Annotated in this window: 15 protein-coding genes and 1 pseudogene; 9 read left to right on the forward strand and 7 right to left on the reverse strand. The window is 69.4% G+C overall.

Translation table 11 applies throughout. The features are described 5' to 3' along the window. Together ACFHYO_RS00480 and ACFHYO_RS00485 are read left to right on the forward strand one after the other, a co-directional pair. Positions 1–267, forward strand: a pseudogene (locus tag ACFHYO_RS00480) (hypothetical protein); the annotation flags it as partial. Between the two features lie 38 nt (positions 268–305). Next, complete coding sequence (locus tag ACFHYO_RS00485; protein ID WP_394317554.1) at positions 306–1196, forward strand: glycosyltransferase family 2 protein; 891 nt, start codon at positions 306–308, stop codon at positions 1194–1196. Between the two features lie 21 nt (positions 1197–1217). On the opposite strand, the gene ACFHYO_RS00490 is transcribed toward ACFHYO_RS00485, so the two are convergent. Together ACFHYO_RS00490 and gdhA are read right to left on the reverse strand one after the other, a co-directional pair. After that, positions 1218–2261, reverse strand: coding sequence for a c-type cytochrome (locus ACFHYO_RS00490; RefSeq protein ID WP_394317556.1), 1044 nt, complete (start codon positions 2259–2261; stop codon positions 1218–1220). A gap of 178 nt (positions 2262–2439) precedes the next feature. Continuing rightward, a complete protein-coding gene (gene gdhA, locus ACFHYO_RS00495) occupies positions 2440–3795 on the reverse strand; it encodes an NADP-specific glutamate dehydrogenase (RefSeq protein WP_036711305.1) in 1356 nt (451 codons plus the stop codon). 249 nt (positions 3796–4044) lie between these two features. Between gdhA and fabA the strand changes: the two genes are divergently transcribed. The 4 genes from fabA to ACFHYO_RS00515 all read left to right on the forward strand — a co-directional run bounded on the left by fabA (position 4045) and on the right by ACFHYO_RS00515 (position 7500). Then, positions 4045–4554, forward strand: coding sequence for a bifunctional 3-hydroxydecanoyl-ACP dehydratase/trans-2-decenoyl-ACP isomerase (gene fabA, locus ACFHYO_RS00500; RefSeq protein WP_036704577.1), 510 nt, complete (start codon positions 4045–4047; stop codon positions 4552–4554). 23 nt (positions 4555–4577) lie between these two features. After that, positions 4578–5807: a beta-ketoacyl-ACP synthase I gene (gene fabB, locus ACFHYO_RS00505; protein WP_036704579.1), complete on the forward strand. Its 1230-nt coding sequence runs from the start codon at positions 4578–4580 to the stop codon at positions 5805–5807. 5 nt (positions 5808–5812) lie between these two features. Further along, on the forward strand, positions 5813–6601 hold the full coding sequence (locus ACFHYO_RS00510; protein ID WP_394317559.1) for an enoyl-ACP reductase FabI: 789 nt from the start codon (positions 5813–5815) through the stop codon (positions 6599–6601). 77 nt (positions 6602–6678) lie between these two features. Then, complete coding sequence (locus ACFHYO_RS00515) at positions 6679–7500, forward strand: universal stress protein (protein ID WP_394317561.1); 822 nt, start codon at positions 6679–6681, stop codon at positions 7498–7500. 18 nt (positions 7501–7518) lie between these two features. Here the strand turns inward: ACFHYO_RS00515 and ACFHYO_RS00520 are convergent, their stop codons facing one another. From ACFHYO_RS00520 to ACFHYO_RS00530, 3 genes are all read right to left on the reverse strand, one after another. Further along, entirely contained in the window at positions 7519–9018 is a 1500-nt protein-coding gene (locus ACFHYO_RS00520) for a tripartite tricarboxylate transporter permease (RefSeq protein WP_036711297.1), read from the reverse strand. A 12-nt stretch (positions 9019–9030) separates the two neighbouring features. Continuing rightward, entirely contained in the window at positions 9031–9501 is a 471-nt protein-coding gene (locus tag ACFHYO_RS00525; protein ID WP_036711294.1) for a tripartite tricarboxylate transporter TctB family protein, read from the reverse strand. Positions 9502–9594: 93 nt separating this feature from the next. After that, positions 9595–10569 (reverse strand): Bug family tripartite tricarboxylate transporter substrate binding protein, encoded by a 975-nt coding sequence (locus tag ACFHYO_RS00530; protein ID WP_394317564.1) that lies wholly within the window; start codon positions 10567–10569, stop codon positions 9595–9597. A gap of 210 nt (positions 10570–10779) precedes the next feature. On the opposite strand from ACFHYO_RS00530, the gene ACFHYO_RS00535 reads away from it, so the two are divergent. After that, positions 10780–11625, forward strand: coding sequence for an alpha/beta fold hydrolase (locus tag ACFHYO_RS00535; protein WP_394317566.1), 846 nt, complete (start codon positions 10780–10782; stop codon positions 11623–11625). A 64-nt stretch (positions 11626–11689) separates the two neighbouring features. Here the strand turns inward: ACFHYO_RS00535 and ACFHYO_RS16155 are convergent, their stop codons facing one another. Then, on the reverse strand, positions 11690–12586 hold the full coding sequence (locus ACFHYO_RS16155; protein WP_446728962.1) for a DUF7946 domain-containing protein: 897 nt from the start codon (positions 12584–12586) through the stop codon (positions 11690–11692). Between the two features lie 62 nt (positions 12587–12648). Beyond that, positions 12649–13569: an FAD-dependent thymidylate synthase gene (gene thyX / locus ACFHYO_RS00540; protein ID WP_394317568.1), complete on the reverse strand. Its 921-nt coding sequence runs from the start codon at positions 13567–13569 to the stop codon at positions 12649–12651. 174 nt (positions 13570–13743) lie between these two features. On the opposite strand from thyX, the gene ACFHYO_RS00545 reads away from it, so the two are divergent. Continuing rightward, positions 13744–14172 carry a VOC family protein gene (locus ACFHYO_RS00545; protein ID WP_036704210.1) on the forward strand — a complete coding sequence of 143 codons (429 nt, stop codon included), beginning with the start codon at positions 13744–13746 and terminating at the stop codon, positions 14170–14172. After that, the gene (locus ACFHYO_RS00550; protein ID WP_394317571.1) at positions 14169–14801 is read left to right on the forward strand and encodes a DUF1287 domain-containing protein; all 633 of its coding nucleotides are present in this window, start codon (positions 14169–14171) and stop codon (positions 14799–14801) included. Before ACFHYO_RS00545 ends, ACFHYO_RS00550 begins: the two co-directional genes overlap by 4 nt.

Consider the following 14801-nt stretch of genomic DNA (forward strand, 5'->3'; position numbering starts at 1 on the left):
GCCACCGCCGCTACCGCCGCGGGCGAGGCCGCCCGCGATGCCGCCCAGGCCGGGCGCGAGGCCGCCAGCGCCGCCCGCTCGGCGGCCGAGATCGACCGGCTGCTGACCGTCGAGGGCTTCGACCTCGACGCCGTGCTGGGGCTGATCGAGACGAGCAATCTGGACGCGGCGCAGAAGACCTCGCTGTCCACGGTCGTGCGCTCGGCCGCGCGCAGCCCGTCGATGCTGGGCGGCGTGCTCGAGCAGGTCCGGGCGGTCCTGCGGTGAGCGATCCGGCGCGGCCCCCCGGGGCGCAGGCCGCCTCAGTGCCCGCGGCGCCGCGCAGCCACCCGCCGCTCGAGGCGTTCCTGTCCGCGCCGGGCGCGCACCTCGCCCGCGGCCCCATCGCCATCCTGCTGATCGAGGACGAGGCCGAGGTCGCCGCCACCCTCGCCCATCACCTGCGGCTCGGGTTCCGCAAGATCCTCGCGCTGTCGCCCGAGCCGCTGGCGGCGGGGCAGTTGCCACCCGACGACAAGGGCCGGATCGTCAACCTGCGCTTCGACGCGCGCCGGCCCGGCGCCCATGTGCGGGGCGTCAACGCCGTGATCGAGCGCGCCCCGGCGGGGACGTGGCTCTATTACGGCTACAATGCCGAGTTCCTGTTCTTCCCCTTCTGCGAGACCCGCACCATCGGCGAGATGCTGACCTTCCACGCCGAGGAACGGCGGCGGGCGATGCTGACCTATGTGGTCGATCTCTACGCCCCCGATTTGAGCCGCAGCCCGGATGCGGTCAGCATGGCCGAGGCGATGTTCGACCGCTCGGGTTATTACGCGCTCGGCCGCCCCGACCGGCAGGGCGGCTGGAAAGAGCGGCAACTGGATTTCTTCGGCGGCCTGCGCTGGCGCTTCGAGGAGCATCTCCCCGCCGACCGCCGCCGCATCGACCGGATCGCGCTGTTCCGGACCGAGCCGGGGCTGCGGCTTCTGGCCGATCACCGGCTGTCGGTCGAAGAGATGAACACCTTTGCCTGCCCGTGGCACAACAACCTGACCGCGGCAGTCGCCTCGTTCCGGGTCGCCAAGGCGCTGGCCCGCAACCCCGGCTCGCGCGACGAGATCGCGAGCTTCGCGTGGCGGGGATCGCACCCGTTCCGCTGGAACTCGCAGCAGCTGATGGAGCTGGGGCTGATGGAGCCGGGCCAGTGGTTCTAGGCCCGGCCCGGCGCTGGCCCCCTACTCGGTCGCCGCGCCGCCACCCTTGGCATCGCGCGCCTTGATCTCGGCGGCGAGATAGTCGGCGATGGGCTTGAACGGGCCGAACTTGTGTTGTTCGGCCGGGAAATCGCCGGCGAAGGGCGGGAACGGCATGTCCGGCGACTTGCGCAGCAGGTCGGGGAAGTCCTTCTCCATCCCCTCCTTGTGGCCGCGGTCCATCGACGAGAGATAGGCCGCGACGTCGTAGGCCTGGTCTTCGGTCAGCTGCCGCGCGGTGTGGTCGGCGCCCTGCGGCATATTGTTCAGAATGAAGCGGTAGGCCGTCAGCACCCGGTACATCCCGGCCCCGTCGTTGTAGCTGTCCGGGCCCGCGACCGGCGGGAAGACGTAGCCCTGGGCATCCCCGGCCTCGCCCATGCGCTGGCCGGTGCCGTCCTCGGCGTGGCAGACGACGCAATGCTCGGCAAAGACGGCCTTGCCCGCGGCCGGGTCGGCGGCGCGGTTCGGCGCGGCCACCCGCTCGACCCCGGCGCCCTTCAGCGTGGCGCCGACCGGGATGCCGCGGGACAGGAAGTGGATGTAGGCCGCGAAGCCCCGCATCTCGGCGCTGTCGAGCGGCAGCGCCTTGCCGGCCATCGACCGCTCCATGCAGCCGTTCACGCGATCCTCGACCGTCTGCAACGCGTTCTCGCGGGCGCGGTACTGCGGGAACACCGCCGTCACGCCGGTCCACGGCATCGCATAGGGCTTGGTCGCATTCTCCTGGTGGCAGCTCGTGCAGGCGAGGTTGTTGCCCGAGTAGCGCATGGCGGGGTCGGCGACCTCGGGGCCGATCACGGTCGGGGTCTCGGTCGCCAGCTTGAAGCCATAGCGGACCATCTGCCCGTAATCGTCGTCGGGCAGCGCGTCGATGTCACCCACCTCCCACGTGGTCAGGTCGATCTCGGCGGGGGCAGCCGCGGGGGTCGCGGCAGGCGCCGGGGCGACCTGCGCCGAGGCGAGCACAGTCGTCATCAGCAGGGTGGCGGGGGCGGAGAGCAGGCCAAGCCGATCGAGGCGCATGGTCCCGGGTCCTTTCCGTTGCTGTTCGCCGGGCGTGAAGGCCCATTACAACAGCTACGCCCGGCCCGGTGCCCGGGTTCCGGGCGCCGGCGGCGGAAAGGCGCGGCGGGTGGCCTGCAGGGCACGCTCCCGTCGGGGGGGCAGCCGGGCCGGTGGGTGAGACCGGCCCGACTGATGCTCAGATGACGCCCAGCGCCCGCATCGCCTCGGCCACCTTGACGAAGCCCGCGATGTTGGCGCCCAGCACATAGTCGCCCGGCGCGCCGTATTCCTCGGCGGTCTCGGCGCAGACATCGTGGATGTTGGTCATGATGTCCTCGAGCCGGTCCACCGTCTGCTCGAACGTCCAGCTGTCGCGCGAGGCGTTCTGCTGCATCTCGAGCGCCGAGGTGGCGACGCCGCCAGCGTTCGCGGCCTTGCCGGGGGCATAAAGGATGCCCGCCCGCTGCAGCGCCGAAATCGCCTCAGGCGTGCAGGGCATATTGGCGCCCTCGGCCACGACCTTGACGCCGTTCTTGATCAGCGTCGCGGCCTGCTTGCCGTTCAGCTCGTTCTGCGTCGCGCAGGGCAGCGCGATCTGGCAGGGCACGTCCCAGATGGCGCCCTTGCCGGCCTCGACGAAATACGTCCCCGTCCCCTTGATGCGGTGATATTCGGAGATCCGGCCGCGGCGCTTTTCCTTGATCTCGCGCACCAGATCGAGGTCGAGCCCGCCCTCGTCCACGACGTAGCCACCCGAATCCGAGCAGGCGACGACCTTGGCGCCGAACTCCTGCAGCTTCTCGATGGCGAAGGTGGCGACGTTGCCCGAGCCCGAGACGACCGCGGTGCGCCCCTCGAGCCCCTCGCCCTGCGCCTCGAGCATCGAGCGGACGAAGAACACCGTGCCGTAGCCCGTGGCCTCGGGCCGGGCGCGGCTGCCGCCGTAGCTCAGGCCCTTGCCGGTCAGCACGCCGGCCTCGTAGCGGTTGGTCAGGCGCTTGTACTGGCCGAACATATAGCCGATCTCGCGCCCGCCCACGCCGATATCGCCCGCCGGCACGTCGGTGTATTCGCCCAAGTGGCGGTAGAGCTCGGTCATGAAGGACTGGCAGAAGCGCATCACCTCGCCGTCCGAGCGGCCCTTGGGGTCGAAGTCCGACCCGCCCTTGCCGCCGCCGATCGGCATCGTGGTGAGCGCGTTCTTGAAGGTCTGCTCGAAGCCCAGGAACTTGATGATCCCCACGTTGACCGAAGGGTGGAAGCGGATGCCGCCCTTGTAGGGGCCGAGCGCCGAGTTGAACTGGACCCGGAAGCCGCGGTTGATCCGCACGCGGTTCTGGTCGTCCACCCACGGCACCCGGAAGATGATCTGGCGCTCGGGCTCGCAGATGCGCTCGATCAGCCCTTCCTCGAGGAACTGGGGGTGCTTGGCGACGACGCGGCCCAGGCTCTCCATCACCTCGATGACCGCCTGGTGGAACTCGGGCTCGCCCGCGTTGCGCTGCTTCACCGTCTCGAGGATGGTTTCGAGTTTCTCGTCGATCCGTGCCATCTGCCTGATTCCTCATCACCGTGCCGTTGTCCGGTTCATTCAGGAAACTGCCGGCCGTGGCAATGCGATGCCTTGGCGCGGGGCGGCGGAGCCGGCGCGCCCGGCCGCATCCCGCCCGCATCCCGGCCGCGCCGGGTGGGCCGGACCTCGTGCCCTTGCGGCATTTGGCACCGGGATGCTAGAGCGAGAGCCAGCCTTTCCCGCCCTGGCCGGGCTTGGCGAGGCCAACGGACGCGGTGGGGGACCAAGATGGCGATGGAACGGACCAGCTTCGACAAGGACGCCCTTCTGGCCTGCGCCCGGGGCGAGTTGTTCGGGCCGGGCAACGCGCAGCTGCCCGAACCGCCGATGCTGATGATGGACCGCATCACCGACATTTCCGAGGACGGCGGGCTGCACGGCAAGGGTCATGTCGTGGCCGAGTTCGACATCACCCCCGACCTGTGGTTCTTCGAATGCCATTTTCCGGGCAACCCGATCATGCCGGGGTGCCTCGGGCTCGACGGCCTGTGGCAGCTGACCGGCTTCAACCTCGGCTGGCGCGGCTGGCCGGGGCGCGGCTATGCGCTGGGGGTGGGCGAGGTCAAGCTGACCGGGATGGTCCGCCCGGACCGCAAGCTGCTGACCTACAAGGTTGATTTCACCAAGGCCGTGCAGACCCGCCGGCTCACGATGGGCGTCGCCGACGGCATCGTCGAGGCCGATGGCGAGGTCATCTATCAGGTCAAGGACATGAAGGTCGCTCTCTCCGAGAGCTGACCCCGCACAAGGAAAGGGTGCCCATGCGCCGCGTCGTCATCACCGGGCTGGGGATCGTCTCGCCCATCGGGAACTCGGCCGCCGAGGTCGCGCAGTCGCTGAAGGACGGCCGCTCGGGCATCGTGGCGGCCCCCGAATACACCGAGCACGGGTTCCGCAGCCAGATCCACGGCAAGCCGCAGATCGTGCTCGAGGATCACATCGACAAGCGCGACCTGCGCTTCATGGGGCCGGGCGCGGCCTACAACTTCATCGCCATGGAACAGGCGATCAAGGACAGCGGGCTTGAGCCGGGCGATGTCTCGAACCCGCGCACCGGGCTGATCATGGGGTCGGGCGGACCGTCCACCTCGAACTTCTTCCAGGCCCACCAGATCGTCATCGAGAAGGGCGCGCCGAAGCGCATGGGGCCGTTCATGGTCACCCGCTGCATGAGCAGCACCAACTCGGCGTGCCTTGCCACGCCGTTCGCCATCAAGGGCGTGAACTACTCGATCACCTCGGCCTGCTCGACCAGCGCGCATTGCATCGGCAACGGCGTCGAGCAGATCCAGATGGGCAAGCAGGACATCGTGTTCGCCGGCGGCGGGGAGGAACTGGACTGGACGCTCTCGTGCCTATTCGACGCGATGGGGGCGATGTCGTCGAAGTACAACGACACGCCCGCGACCGCCTCGCGCCCGTTCGATGCGACCCGCGACGGGTTCGTGATCGCCGGGGGCGGCGGCGTCGTGGTGCTCGAGGAGCTTGAGCACGCCCGCGCCCGGGGTGCCAAGATCTACGCCGAGGTCACCGGCTACGGCGCAACCTCGGACGGCTACGACATGGTCGCGCCCTCGGGCGAGGGCGGCGAGCGGTCGATGCGCACGGCGCTGGCCACCCTGCCCGAGGGGCGGCGCATCACCTATGTGAACGCCCACGGCACCTCGACCCCCGCCGGCGACGTCACCGAGATCAAGGCCCTGCGCCGGGTGTTCGGTGAGGGGAACGTGCCCAAGACCTCATCCACCAAGTCGCTGACCGGCCACAGCCTCGGCGCCACCGGCGTCCACGAGGCGATCTATTCGCTGCTGATGATGGAGGGCGGCTTCATCGCCGCCAGCGCCAACATCACCCAGCTCGATCCGGAGATCCACGCGGACGAGATCGCGCTCGAGCGCATCGACGGGGTCGCCTTCGACTCGGTCCTCTCGAACAGCTTCGGCTTTGGCGGCACCAACGCCACGCTGGTCCTTTCGAAACTGCAGGACTGACAGGCATGACGGATTTGCTGAGCGGCAAGCGGGCGCTGGTGATGGGGGTCGCCAACGACCGCTCGATCGCCTGGGGGATCGCGCGGGCGCTGGCCGCCGAAGGGGCTGAGCTCGCCTTCACCTATCAGGGCGAGGCGTTCGGCAAGCGGGTCGAGCCGCTCGCGGCCAGCGTCGGGTCGGACCTGCTGGTGGACGTGGACGTGACCGACGACGCCTCGTTGGACACAGCCTTCGCCACGCTGGCCGAGCGCTGGGGGCGGATCGACATCCTCGTCCATGCCATCGCGTTTTCGAACAAGGACGAGCTGACCGGGCGCTTCGTCAACACCAGCCGGGCCAACTTCCGAAACTCGCTGGATATTTCCTGCTATTCGCTGATCGAGGTGGCGCGCCGGGCGCTGCCGCTGATGGGGCCGGGCAGCACCATTTTGACCCTGACCTATGGCGGCTCGAACCGGGTGACGCCGTTCTACAACGTGATGGGCGTGGCCAAGGCGGCGCTGGAATCGACCGTGCGTTACCTCGCCAACGACCTTGGCCCCGACGGCATCCGCGTCAACGCGATCTCGCCCGGGCCGATGAAGACCCTCGCCGGGGCGGCCATCGGCGGCGCCCGCAAGACCTATCGCCACACCGAGGCGAACGCGCCCTTGCGCGCCAACGCCACGCTCGAGGCGATCGGCGGGACGGCGGTGTGGCTCGCCTCGGACTGGGGCGCCTGCACGACGGGCGAGGTGGTGACGGTGGACGGCGGCTACCACGTGCTGGGGATGCCGCAGCCCGAGAACATCTGACCCGCCCTGCCGATTGCGCGGCAGCCGGAACCGCCCGATAGTCGGGTGAACCGGCGCGCCGGACGGGGGGGCACATCATGGCGATCCGAAGCATCCTGACCAGCTACACCGGCAACGGCGGGGGCGCGGCGGCGCTGCACATGGCGCTGCTGATGGTGGCCAAGTACGACGCCCGGCTGACCGCGGCCGTCTGGCAGGCGCCGAACCCGCTGCGCCGGCGCGCAGGCGCCTTCATGACGCGCGAGATCGACCGCGTGCTCGACGAGGCCGAGGCCGCCTATGTCGCCGAACGGCGGGCCGGCTTCGACGCCGCCGTGGCGGCGGCCGGGGTGGCGGAGCGGGCCGCGTTCACCGTCCTCGACGCCCGCAGCGGCGGGCTGGCGCAGGCCGCCCGCGGGCATGACATCGTGGTGATGGGCGCCCCGGTCGAGGGCGAACCCGCCGCCGACTTCGCCGTGCGCCCCGACGTGGTGGCGCTGCGCTCGGGGCGGCCGGTGCTGATCGTCCCGCCGGGCTACGCCGAGCCCGCCATCCGCGAAACCGCCGTGGTCGCCTGGGACGGCAAGCGCGCCTCGGCCCGCGCGATGGGCGACGCCATGCACATCCTCGGCACGAAAGAGCGGGTGACCATCCTCGGCATCGGCCCCGACCTGCCGCCCGAGTTCGGGCAGGACGCGCTGCGGCTGCTGTCGCTGCACGGGATCGAGGCAGAGCTTGCCCTGCGCCCCGCCGGTGCGGGCGGGATCGGCGCGACCATCCTGCAGGCCTGCGACGACCTCGGGGCCGGGCTGCTGATCATGGGCGCCTATGAGCACAGCAAGTTCAGCGAGGACCTGCTGGGCGGGACGACGAAGGACATCCTCGCCCGCGCGCCGCTGCCGGTGCTGATGGCGCACTGAGGGGCGGCGGAGCGCGGCTCAGTCCTCGTCGGCCCGGAACCGCGCCAGCCCGCGGAACAGGAACGGCGCGACCAGCGCGATCGTCGCCAGCGCGATCATCACCACCGAACCGGGGTGCTGGAAGAACACCATCGGATCGCCCTGGCTCATCTGCAGCGCGCGGCGGAACTGGCTGTCGGCCATCGGCCCGAGGATCAGGCCGACGATCACCGGCGCCACCGGATAGTCGTAGCGCCGCATCAGGAACCCCAGCACCCCGAACCCGCCGAGCAGCAGCAGCTCGACCACCGAGGGGTTCGCAGCAATCGTCCCCATCGTGGCGAACACCGCGATCCCGGCATAGAGCCACGGCATCGGGATCTTGAGCAGCTGCACCCACAGCCCGACCAGCGGCAGGTTCAGGACCAGCAGCATCACGTTGGCGATGAAGAGCGAGGCGATCAGCGTCCAGACCAGCTGCGCGTGGGTGGCAAAGAGCAGCGGCCCGGGCTGGATGTTGTACTGCTGGAACCCCGCCAGCATCACCGCCGCCGTGGCCGAGGTCGGCAGCCCCAGCGTCAGCAGCGGCACCAGCGAGCCGGCGGCGCTGGCGTTGTTGGCGGCCTCGGGCCCGGCGACGCCCTCGATCGCGCCATGGCCGAACTCTTCGGGGTGCTTCGAGAGCTTGCGCTCGGTGGTGTAGCTGAGGAACGTGGGGATCTCGGCGCCCCCCGCCGGCAGCGCGCCGATGGGGAAGCCGAAGGCCGCGCCGCGCAGCCACGGCCGCCACGAGCGCGCCCAGTCGGCCCGCGTCATCCAGATCGACCCCTTGATCGGGATCGGCCGTTCCGGCGCGCGGGCGTGACGCGAGGCGACGAACAGCGCCTCGCCGATGGCGAACAGGCCGACCGCCAGCGTGGTGACCTCGATCCCGTCGAAGAGGTTCGGCACCCCGAAGGCGAGCCGCGTCTGCCCGGTCAGCTGGTCGATCCCGATCAGCCCCAGCCACAGCCCGATGGCGAGGCTCGTCAGCCCCCGCAGCGGCGAGTTGCCGAAGGTCGCCGAGACGGTGACGAAGGCGATCAGCATCAGCCCGAAATAGTCCCACGGTCCGAACTTGACCGCGACCTTGACGAGGATCGGGGCGAGGAACGCGAGCCCCAGCGTGGCGATCAGCGCCGCCACGAACGACCCGATGGCCGCCGTCGCCAGCGCCGGCCCGCCCCGCCCGCGCCGGGCCATCTGGTTCCCCTCAAGCGCGGTGACGACCGAGGCAGCCTCGCCCGGGGTGTTGAGCAGGATGGCGGTGGTCGAGCCGCCGTACATCCCGCCGTAATAGATCCCCGCGAACATGATCAGTGAGCCGCCGGGGTCGAGCTTGAACGTCACCGGCAACAAGAGCGCGACCGTCAGCGCCGGCCCGATCCCGGGCAGGACGCCGACCGCGGTGCCCAGCAGCACGCCGATGGCCGCAAAGGCAAGGTTCATCGGCGCGATGGCCGACGCGAACCCGTTCATCAGCTGGATCAGCGCGTCCATGGCGTCCCTTTCTCAGAACAGCCGTTCGAGCGGCCCGGCCGGCAGCGCCAGCCGCAGCAGCTTGTTGAAGAGCAGGAAGATCAGCGTGGCGAGTACCGCGCCGATCAGCAGGTCGGCGATCAGCGCCCGCCGGCCAAAGGCCCGCGCGGTCAGCGCAAAGAGCAGCGTCGAGCCGAGGATGAAGCCAAGCCCGGCCCAGATCGAGCCGATCAGCCCCGTGAGCGCGAGCAGGATCCAGGCGACGGCGCCCCAGTCGGCCTCCTCTGCCTCGATCCCCGGCCGCATGGCTGCGAGCAGGTGCCCGGCGCCGAGGACGAGCAGCACCAGCGCGACGAAATAGGACGCCGCATCGGCGCCCACCCCGTAGTTCGCCGCCATCGTCATCCCGCGCGCGTCGAACCACGTCAGCGTGGCCAGCGCGATCAGCCCGACCCCGATCAACGCCGTCGGACGGTGCAGCCCGGTCTGCTGGCGAAATCCCATTCCGCGATCCTTTCCCCGCCGCGCTTCGGCCCGTGGCGCCCTTCCGTGGCGGCGGGCGGGTCGGCCCCGCCCGCGCCGTGCTGTGGCGCCGCCCTACTGGGCGAGGCCGATGGCCTTGAGCACCTCGGTGATGCGGGTGTTCTCGGACTCGACGAAGGCCTTGAACTCGTCCGGCCCCTGATAGGCGTCGGTCCAGCCGCGGGCCTTGAGCACCTCGGCCCATTCGGGCGACTTGACGGTCTTTTCGACCGCCGCCGACAGCGCCTGCCGGTCGGCGTCGGCGAGGTCGGGGCCGGCGAAGACGCCGCGCCAGTTCTCCATCTCGACATCGACCCCCTGCGCCTTGAGGGGCTGGGCCGCGATGCCCTCGACCGGCTCGGGGTACGAGATGGCGAGCGCGCGCAGGTCGCCCGACTCGATCTGGCCCTGGAACTCGCCGTAGCCCGAGATCCCCGCCGTGACCTGCCCGCCGAGCAGCGCGGCCAGCGCCTCGCCGCCGCCCGAATAGGCGACGTAGTTGACCTTGGCCGAGTCGCCGCCCGCCGCCTGGGTGATCAGCCCGGCGAAGATGTGGTCCGCCCCGCCCGCCGAGCCGCCCGCCCAGACCGTGCCGCCGACGTCCGACTTGATCTTGGCGGTCAGGTCGGCGAGCGACTGGATCGGGCTGTCCTTCGGCACCACGACCACCATCGGGTCCGAGGTCAGCCGCGCGATCGGCGTCACGTTGGTCAGGTTCACCGGCGACTTGTTGGTGATGATCGCCCCCACCATCACCAGCCCGCCGACGAGCAGCTGGTCGGCCGCGCCCTTCGCGGACTGGCTGAACTGCGCCAGCCCGACCGTGCCGCCGGCACCGGGGACGTTCACGACCTGCACGTTCTTGGCGGTGCCGGTCTTCATCATCGTCTCTTGCAGGTTGCGGGCCAGCGAATCCCAGCCGCCGCCCGCGCCCGCCGGCGCGGTGATGGTCAGATCGCCCAGCTCTTGCGCGGTCGCCGGCAGCGACGCGCCCAGCGCGGCGGCGGCGACCACGCAGGCGGCGATGAGCCTGCGGTTGATGAACGACATGGGTTCCTCCCTCCCCTGAGTCTGCGGTTCGGGTCAGCTTGTTGGACGCGCGGCGGAACTGCAACAAATGCTTTGCCGGCCCTTTCCGGCGGCGCTTGCGGCCGCGGCGCGGATTGCCGAGAGTTGCCGCGCGGGCCGCGGGCCGCGACCTGGGGGCTTCGCGCCCCCGGACCCCCGCGGGGTATCGGGACCAGACAGAGGGGCGGGGCGATGGGTGTCGAGTTCATGACGGCGGCGGACGGGGCGCGGCTCGCCTATCGGGACGAGGGCGAGGGGCTGCCGGTCCTGTGCCTCGCCGGGCTGACCCGCAGCATGGACGATTTCGACTACCTGGCCCCGGCGCTCGCCGATTGCCGGATGATCCGCATGGACTACCGCGGCCGTGGCCAGTCCGACTGGACCGGCGCCGCGACCTACACCGTCCCGCAGGAGGGCGCGGACGCGCTCGCGCTGCTCGACCACCTCGGGATCGCGCGGGCGGCGGTGTTCGGCACCTCGCGCGGCGGGCTGATCGCGATGTATCTCGCGGCGGTGGCCAAGGACCGGCTGCTCGGCGTCTGCCTGAACGACGTCGGCCCGCAGCTCAGGGTCGAGGGGCTCGAGGCGATCACGGCCTATGTCGGCCGCCGCCCCAACGCCCGCACACTGGCCGATGTGGCCGCGCGCCTGCCCGAGACGCTCAAGGGCTTTGGCCCGGTGCCCGAGGGCCGCTGGGCCGAGGAGGCCGCGCGCCTCTATCGCCAGACCGACGACGGGGTGGCGCTAACCTATGACCCGGCCCTGCGCGAAAGCTTCCTTGCGGCGATGAAGGACCCCACGGCGACCGCCTGGCCCCTCTTCGACGCGCTGGAGGGTCTGCCGCTGGCGCTGATCCACGGCGCGGGGTCGGACCTTCTGGGCGAGGACGCGGTGGCCGAGATGCGCCGCCGCCGGCCGGACATGATCTACGGGAAGGTGCCCGGGCGCGGGCATATCCCGTGGCTGGACGAGCCGGAGGCGGTGGCGGTGGTCAGGGCGTGGGTGGAGGGGGTGGGCGCGGCGAACGCTGACTTGTAGCTAGCCAGACAGTGTTGCGGGGTATGAGGCGCGTGAAATGCCGGCCGGCGATGCAACCTCCGCGCTACTCCGTCGTAGTAGCAATAGGCTCGACGTCAACCACAAAATAACTCTTCAGCCTTCCCTGCGAACTAACATTGCGAAAGGCACGGAAGATTACGCGAGATCCGGCGGACGATCTATTAAGAGCGTTCTCTGAAAGGCTCCGGGTTATTAATCGCATCACGCGCGAGGATCGACTACTTTCACTCAACTCGAACGGAACCGGCCGCTCCTCAGTTTCGCAGAATATCCTCCCCTTATAAGTATTGACATTATAGCTGGACACTCGCCCGATCAAATCGACGTACGAATTTTCTCTCTTCGTTGTAGAAATATACTCGTATGTACCCTCATCAAGAACCGCGGCAATTCTCCGCGCTGCACCTTGGGGTCCGAAGGAAATCCGAGCCTTCGTTGCCGTCTCCGACCAGACTATCGGCCGGTGCATGTCAATGATACTAGATTCAATTTTCTCCGTAAGTGAGTCTATCTTACTCTCGTTAACGGGCGGGAGTTTCGTCCCGCTCGACTTTAACCTCTCATAACTTTGCCCTAAAGATTCATCGTAATTGACGTGAAATCCGAGAGATTGGCTAACGGCATAGTCGTAGACAGAAAAGATTAAGTGTCCTAGAGGAGTTTCTCTGTCCGCCGTCCCCACAGAGTGCATGCCGATTGCCGCCGCAGCAATCCATGCAGGAATCTTGTAAGACCCGGGCTCAAGTGTACCGAGATAGATCTTAGCCCCTTTTAAGACAGGGGCTTGGACAATTATTTCGCCCGTTGTTACTAGATGGGTAGTAAGCGCTAAGCTTCGCTGAAAGCCCGTGATCGCCCTCGCAGCATCGTAAAAATCTAAATATCCACTGGCGGAATCCTCCCCTGTGTATCTTAGAACGACACCTAGCGCTCCGTCCATTTACCGCTCCCTAAGACAGATTGGATTTGGATGCGGCAGGGGAACACCTGCAAACACGCCCTTCACCCCCACACCCCCTCAAACTCCCGCCATTCTCCCTTGCTCATGCCGGAGCTCTCCTGCGTCACCGCCTCACCCGCCAGACGCCGCTTCAACACCTCCACCCCCTTCGCCGAGAGCACCGCGCCGCCCAGGCGGTAGTCCTCGAACGCCGCGTAGGCGAGCGGGACCCAGTCGCGGACGATCTGGCACATCGCCTCGGCGTAGACGCGGATCTCGTATTGCGCGTGCGGGTCGGCGCGCAGGCGCAGGAAGTGGAACAGGTTGTGCAGGTCGGTCTTCCAGTACCACTGGGTGTAGACGTTGGCCGGCAGGTTCATCCGCGCCAGTTCCCGCGCCAGCCCCTGCTGCGGGGTGCCGTCGGCCTGCGTGGGCGCCATCATCGCCTCGTAATGGTCATAGGCGCGGGTCGAATCGGCGCGCAGGATGTCGAGCACGCGCTGCGCCTCCTCACCTTCAAGTGCGGCGCCGCGGCCCTGGTTGTTCACCGTGGACTGCGCGGCGAGCTGTTCGGGCGCGGGGATGTAGAACTCGCGGTCGAGGATCGAGTAGCGGGCCGAGTATTCGTTCACGTTGGCGGTGCGGTGGCGGATCCACTGGCGGGCGACGAAGACCGGCAGTTTGACGTGCAGCTTGACCTCGCACATCTCGAACGGGGTCGAGTGCCAGTGCCGCATCAGGTAGCGGATCAGCCCCTCGTCGTTCGAGACCGCCTTGGTGCCGCGGCCGTAGCTGACGCGGGCCGCCTGCACGATGGCCGCGTCGTCGCCCATGTAGTCGATGACCCGGATCAGCCCGTGGTCGAGCACCGGGATGGCGTGGTGCAGCCGCGCCTCCATCCCCTCGCTCACGGCGCGCAGGGTGGGGCGCGGGGTGGCGCGGGCCTCGTCGATCTCGGCTTGCTGTTCGGGGGTCAGGGGCATCGGGCGACTCGGGCTGGAAAACTCCCACACATTGTGGGGCAACGGACGGGGTGCCACAAGCGATTGCGTCGGGTGGCGGCGCGGGCCACGGGGGGCGCGGTGGTCTGGCCTGCGGGCGGCGGGCGTGGCAGCATGGGGCGAGGGCCCCGCGGGGCGTCAGCCGAGAGGACGGGCATGAAGGTCAAGTATCTGCACACCATGGTCCGGGTCCGAGACCTGGATGCCACGCGGCGGTTCTTCGCGCTGCTGGGCCTGCGCGAGATCCGGCGGATCGACAACGAGCAGGGGCGGTTCTCGCTGGTGTTCATGGCCGCCGAGGGCGACGAGGCGGCCCCGGTCGAGCTGACCTACAACTGGGACGGCGACGAGGGGCTGCCCTCGGACAGCCGCCACTTCGGGCACCTCGCCTATGAGGTCGAGGACATCTACGCGATGTGCCAGCACCTGATGGACAACGGCGTGACCATCAACCGGCCGCCGCGCGACGGGCACATGGCGTTCGTGCGCAGCCCCGACAACATCTCGGTCGAGCTGCTGCAGGCCGGCGAGCGCCTGCCCCCGCAAGAGCCGTGGGCGAGCATGGGCAACACCGGCCACTGGTGATCGCGCGCCTGATCCTGGCCGCCGCGGCGCTGGGTGCCGCGGTGGCGCTGGCCGAGCCCCTGCCCCGCCCCGGCCTCGCGCCGGCGGTCGAAAGCAGCACCGCTGCTCTGGTCGGCGCCGCGCGCAGCCAGATCGGCGTGACCACCCGCTACGATCCCGCCTATGCGGCGCTGGCGTTTCCGGGCGGCGACGTGGCCCGCGACCGGGGGGTGTGCACCGACGTCCTGATCCGCGCCCTGCGGGACGCCGCGGCGCTGGACCTGCAGCGGGCCGTGCACCGGGACATGACGGCGCGGTTCGCGGACTACCCGCAGACCTGGGGCCTGCGCCGCCCCGACCGCAACATCGACCACCGCCGGGTGCCGAACCTCATCGCCCTCTTCGATCACCTCGGCGCCCGCGTCTCGGACGCGCCGCAGCCCGGCGACATCGTCACCGTCCTGCTGCCCGGCAACCTGCCGCACGTGATGATCGTCAGTGACCGCACTGGCCCCGAAGGGCATCCGCTGGTGATCCACAACATCGGCCGCGGCACGCGCGAGGAGGATGCGCTCGACCGCTACCCGCAGACCGGGCATTTCCGCCTGACCGGGCCGGTGCTCGACCGGCTCCGCGCGCTGGACCGGTAA

The organism is Paracoccus panacisoli (genome assembly GCF_042435015.1).
Taxonomy (GTDB): domain Bacteria; phylum Pseudomonadota; class Alphaproteobacteria; order Rhodobacterales; family Rhodobacteraceae; genus Paracoccus; species Paracoccus panacisoli.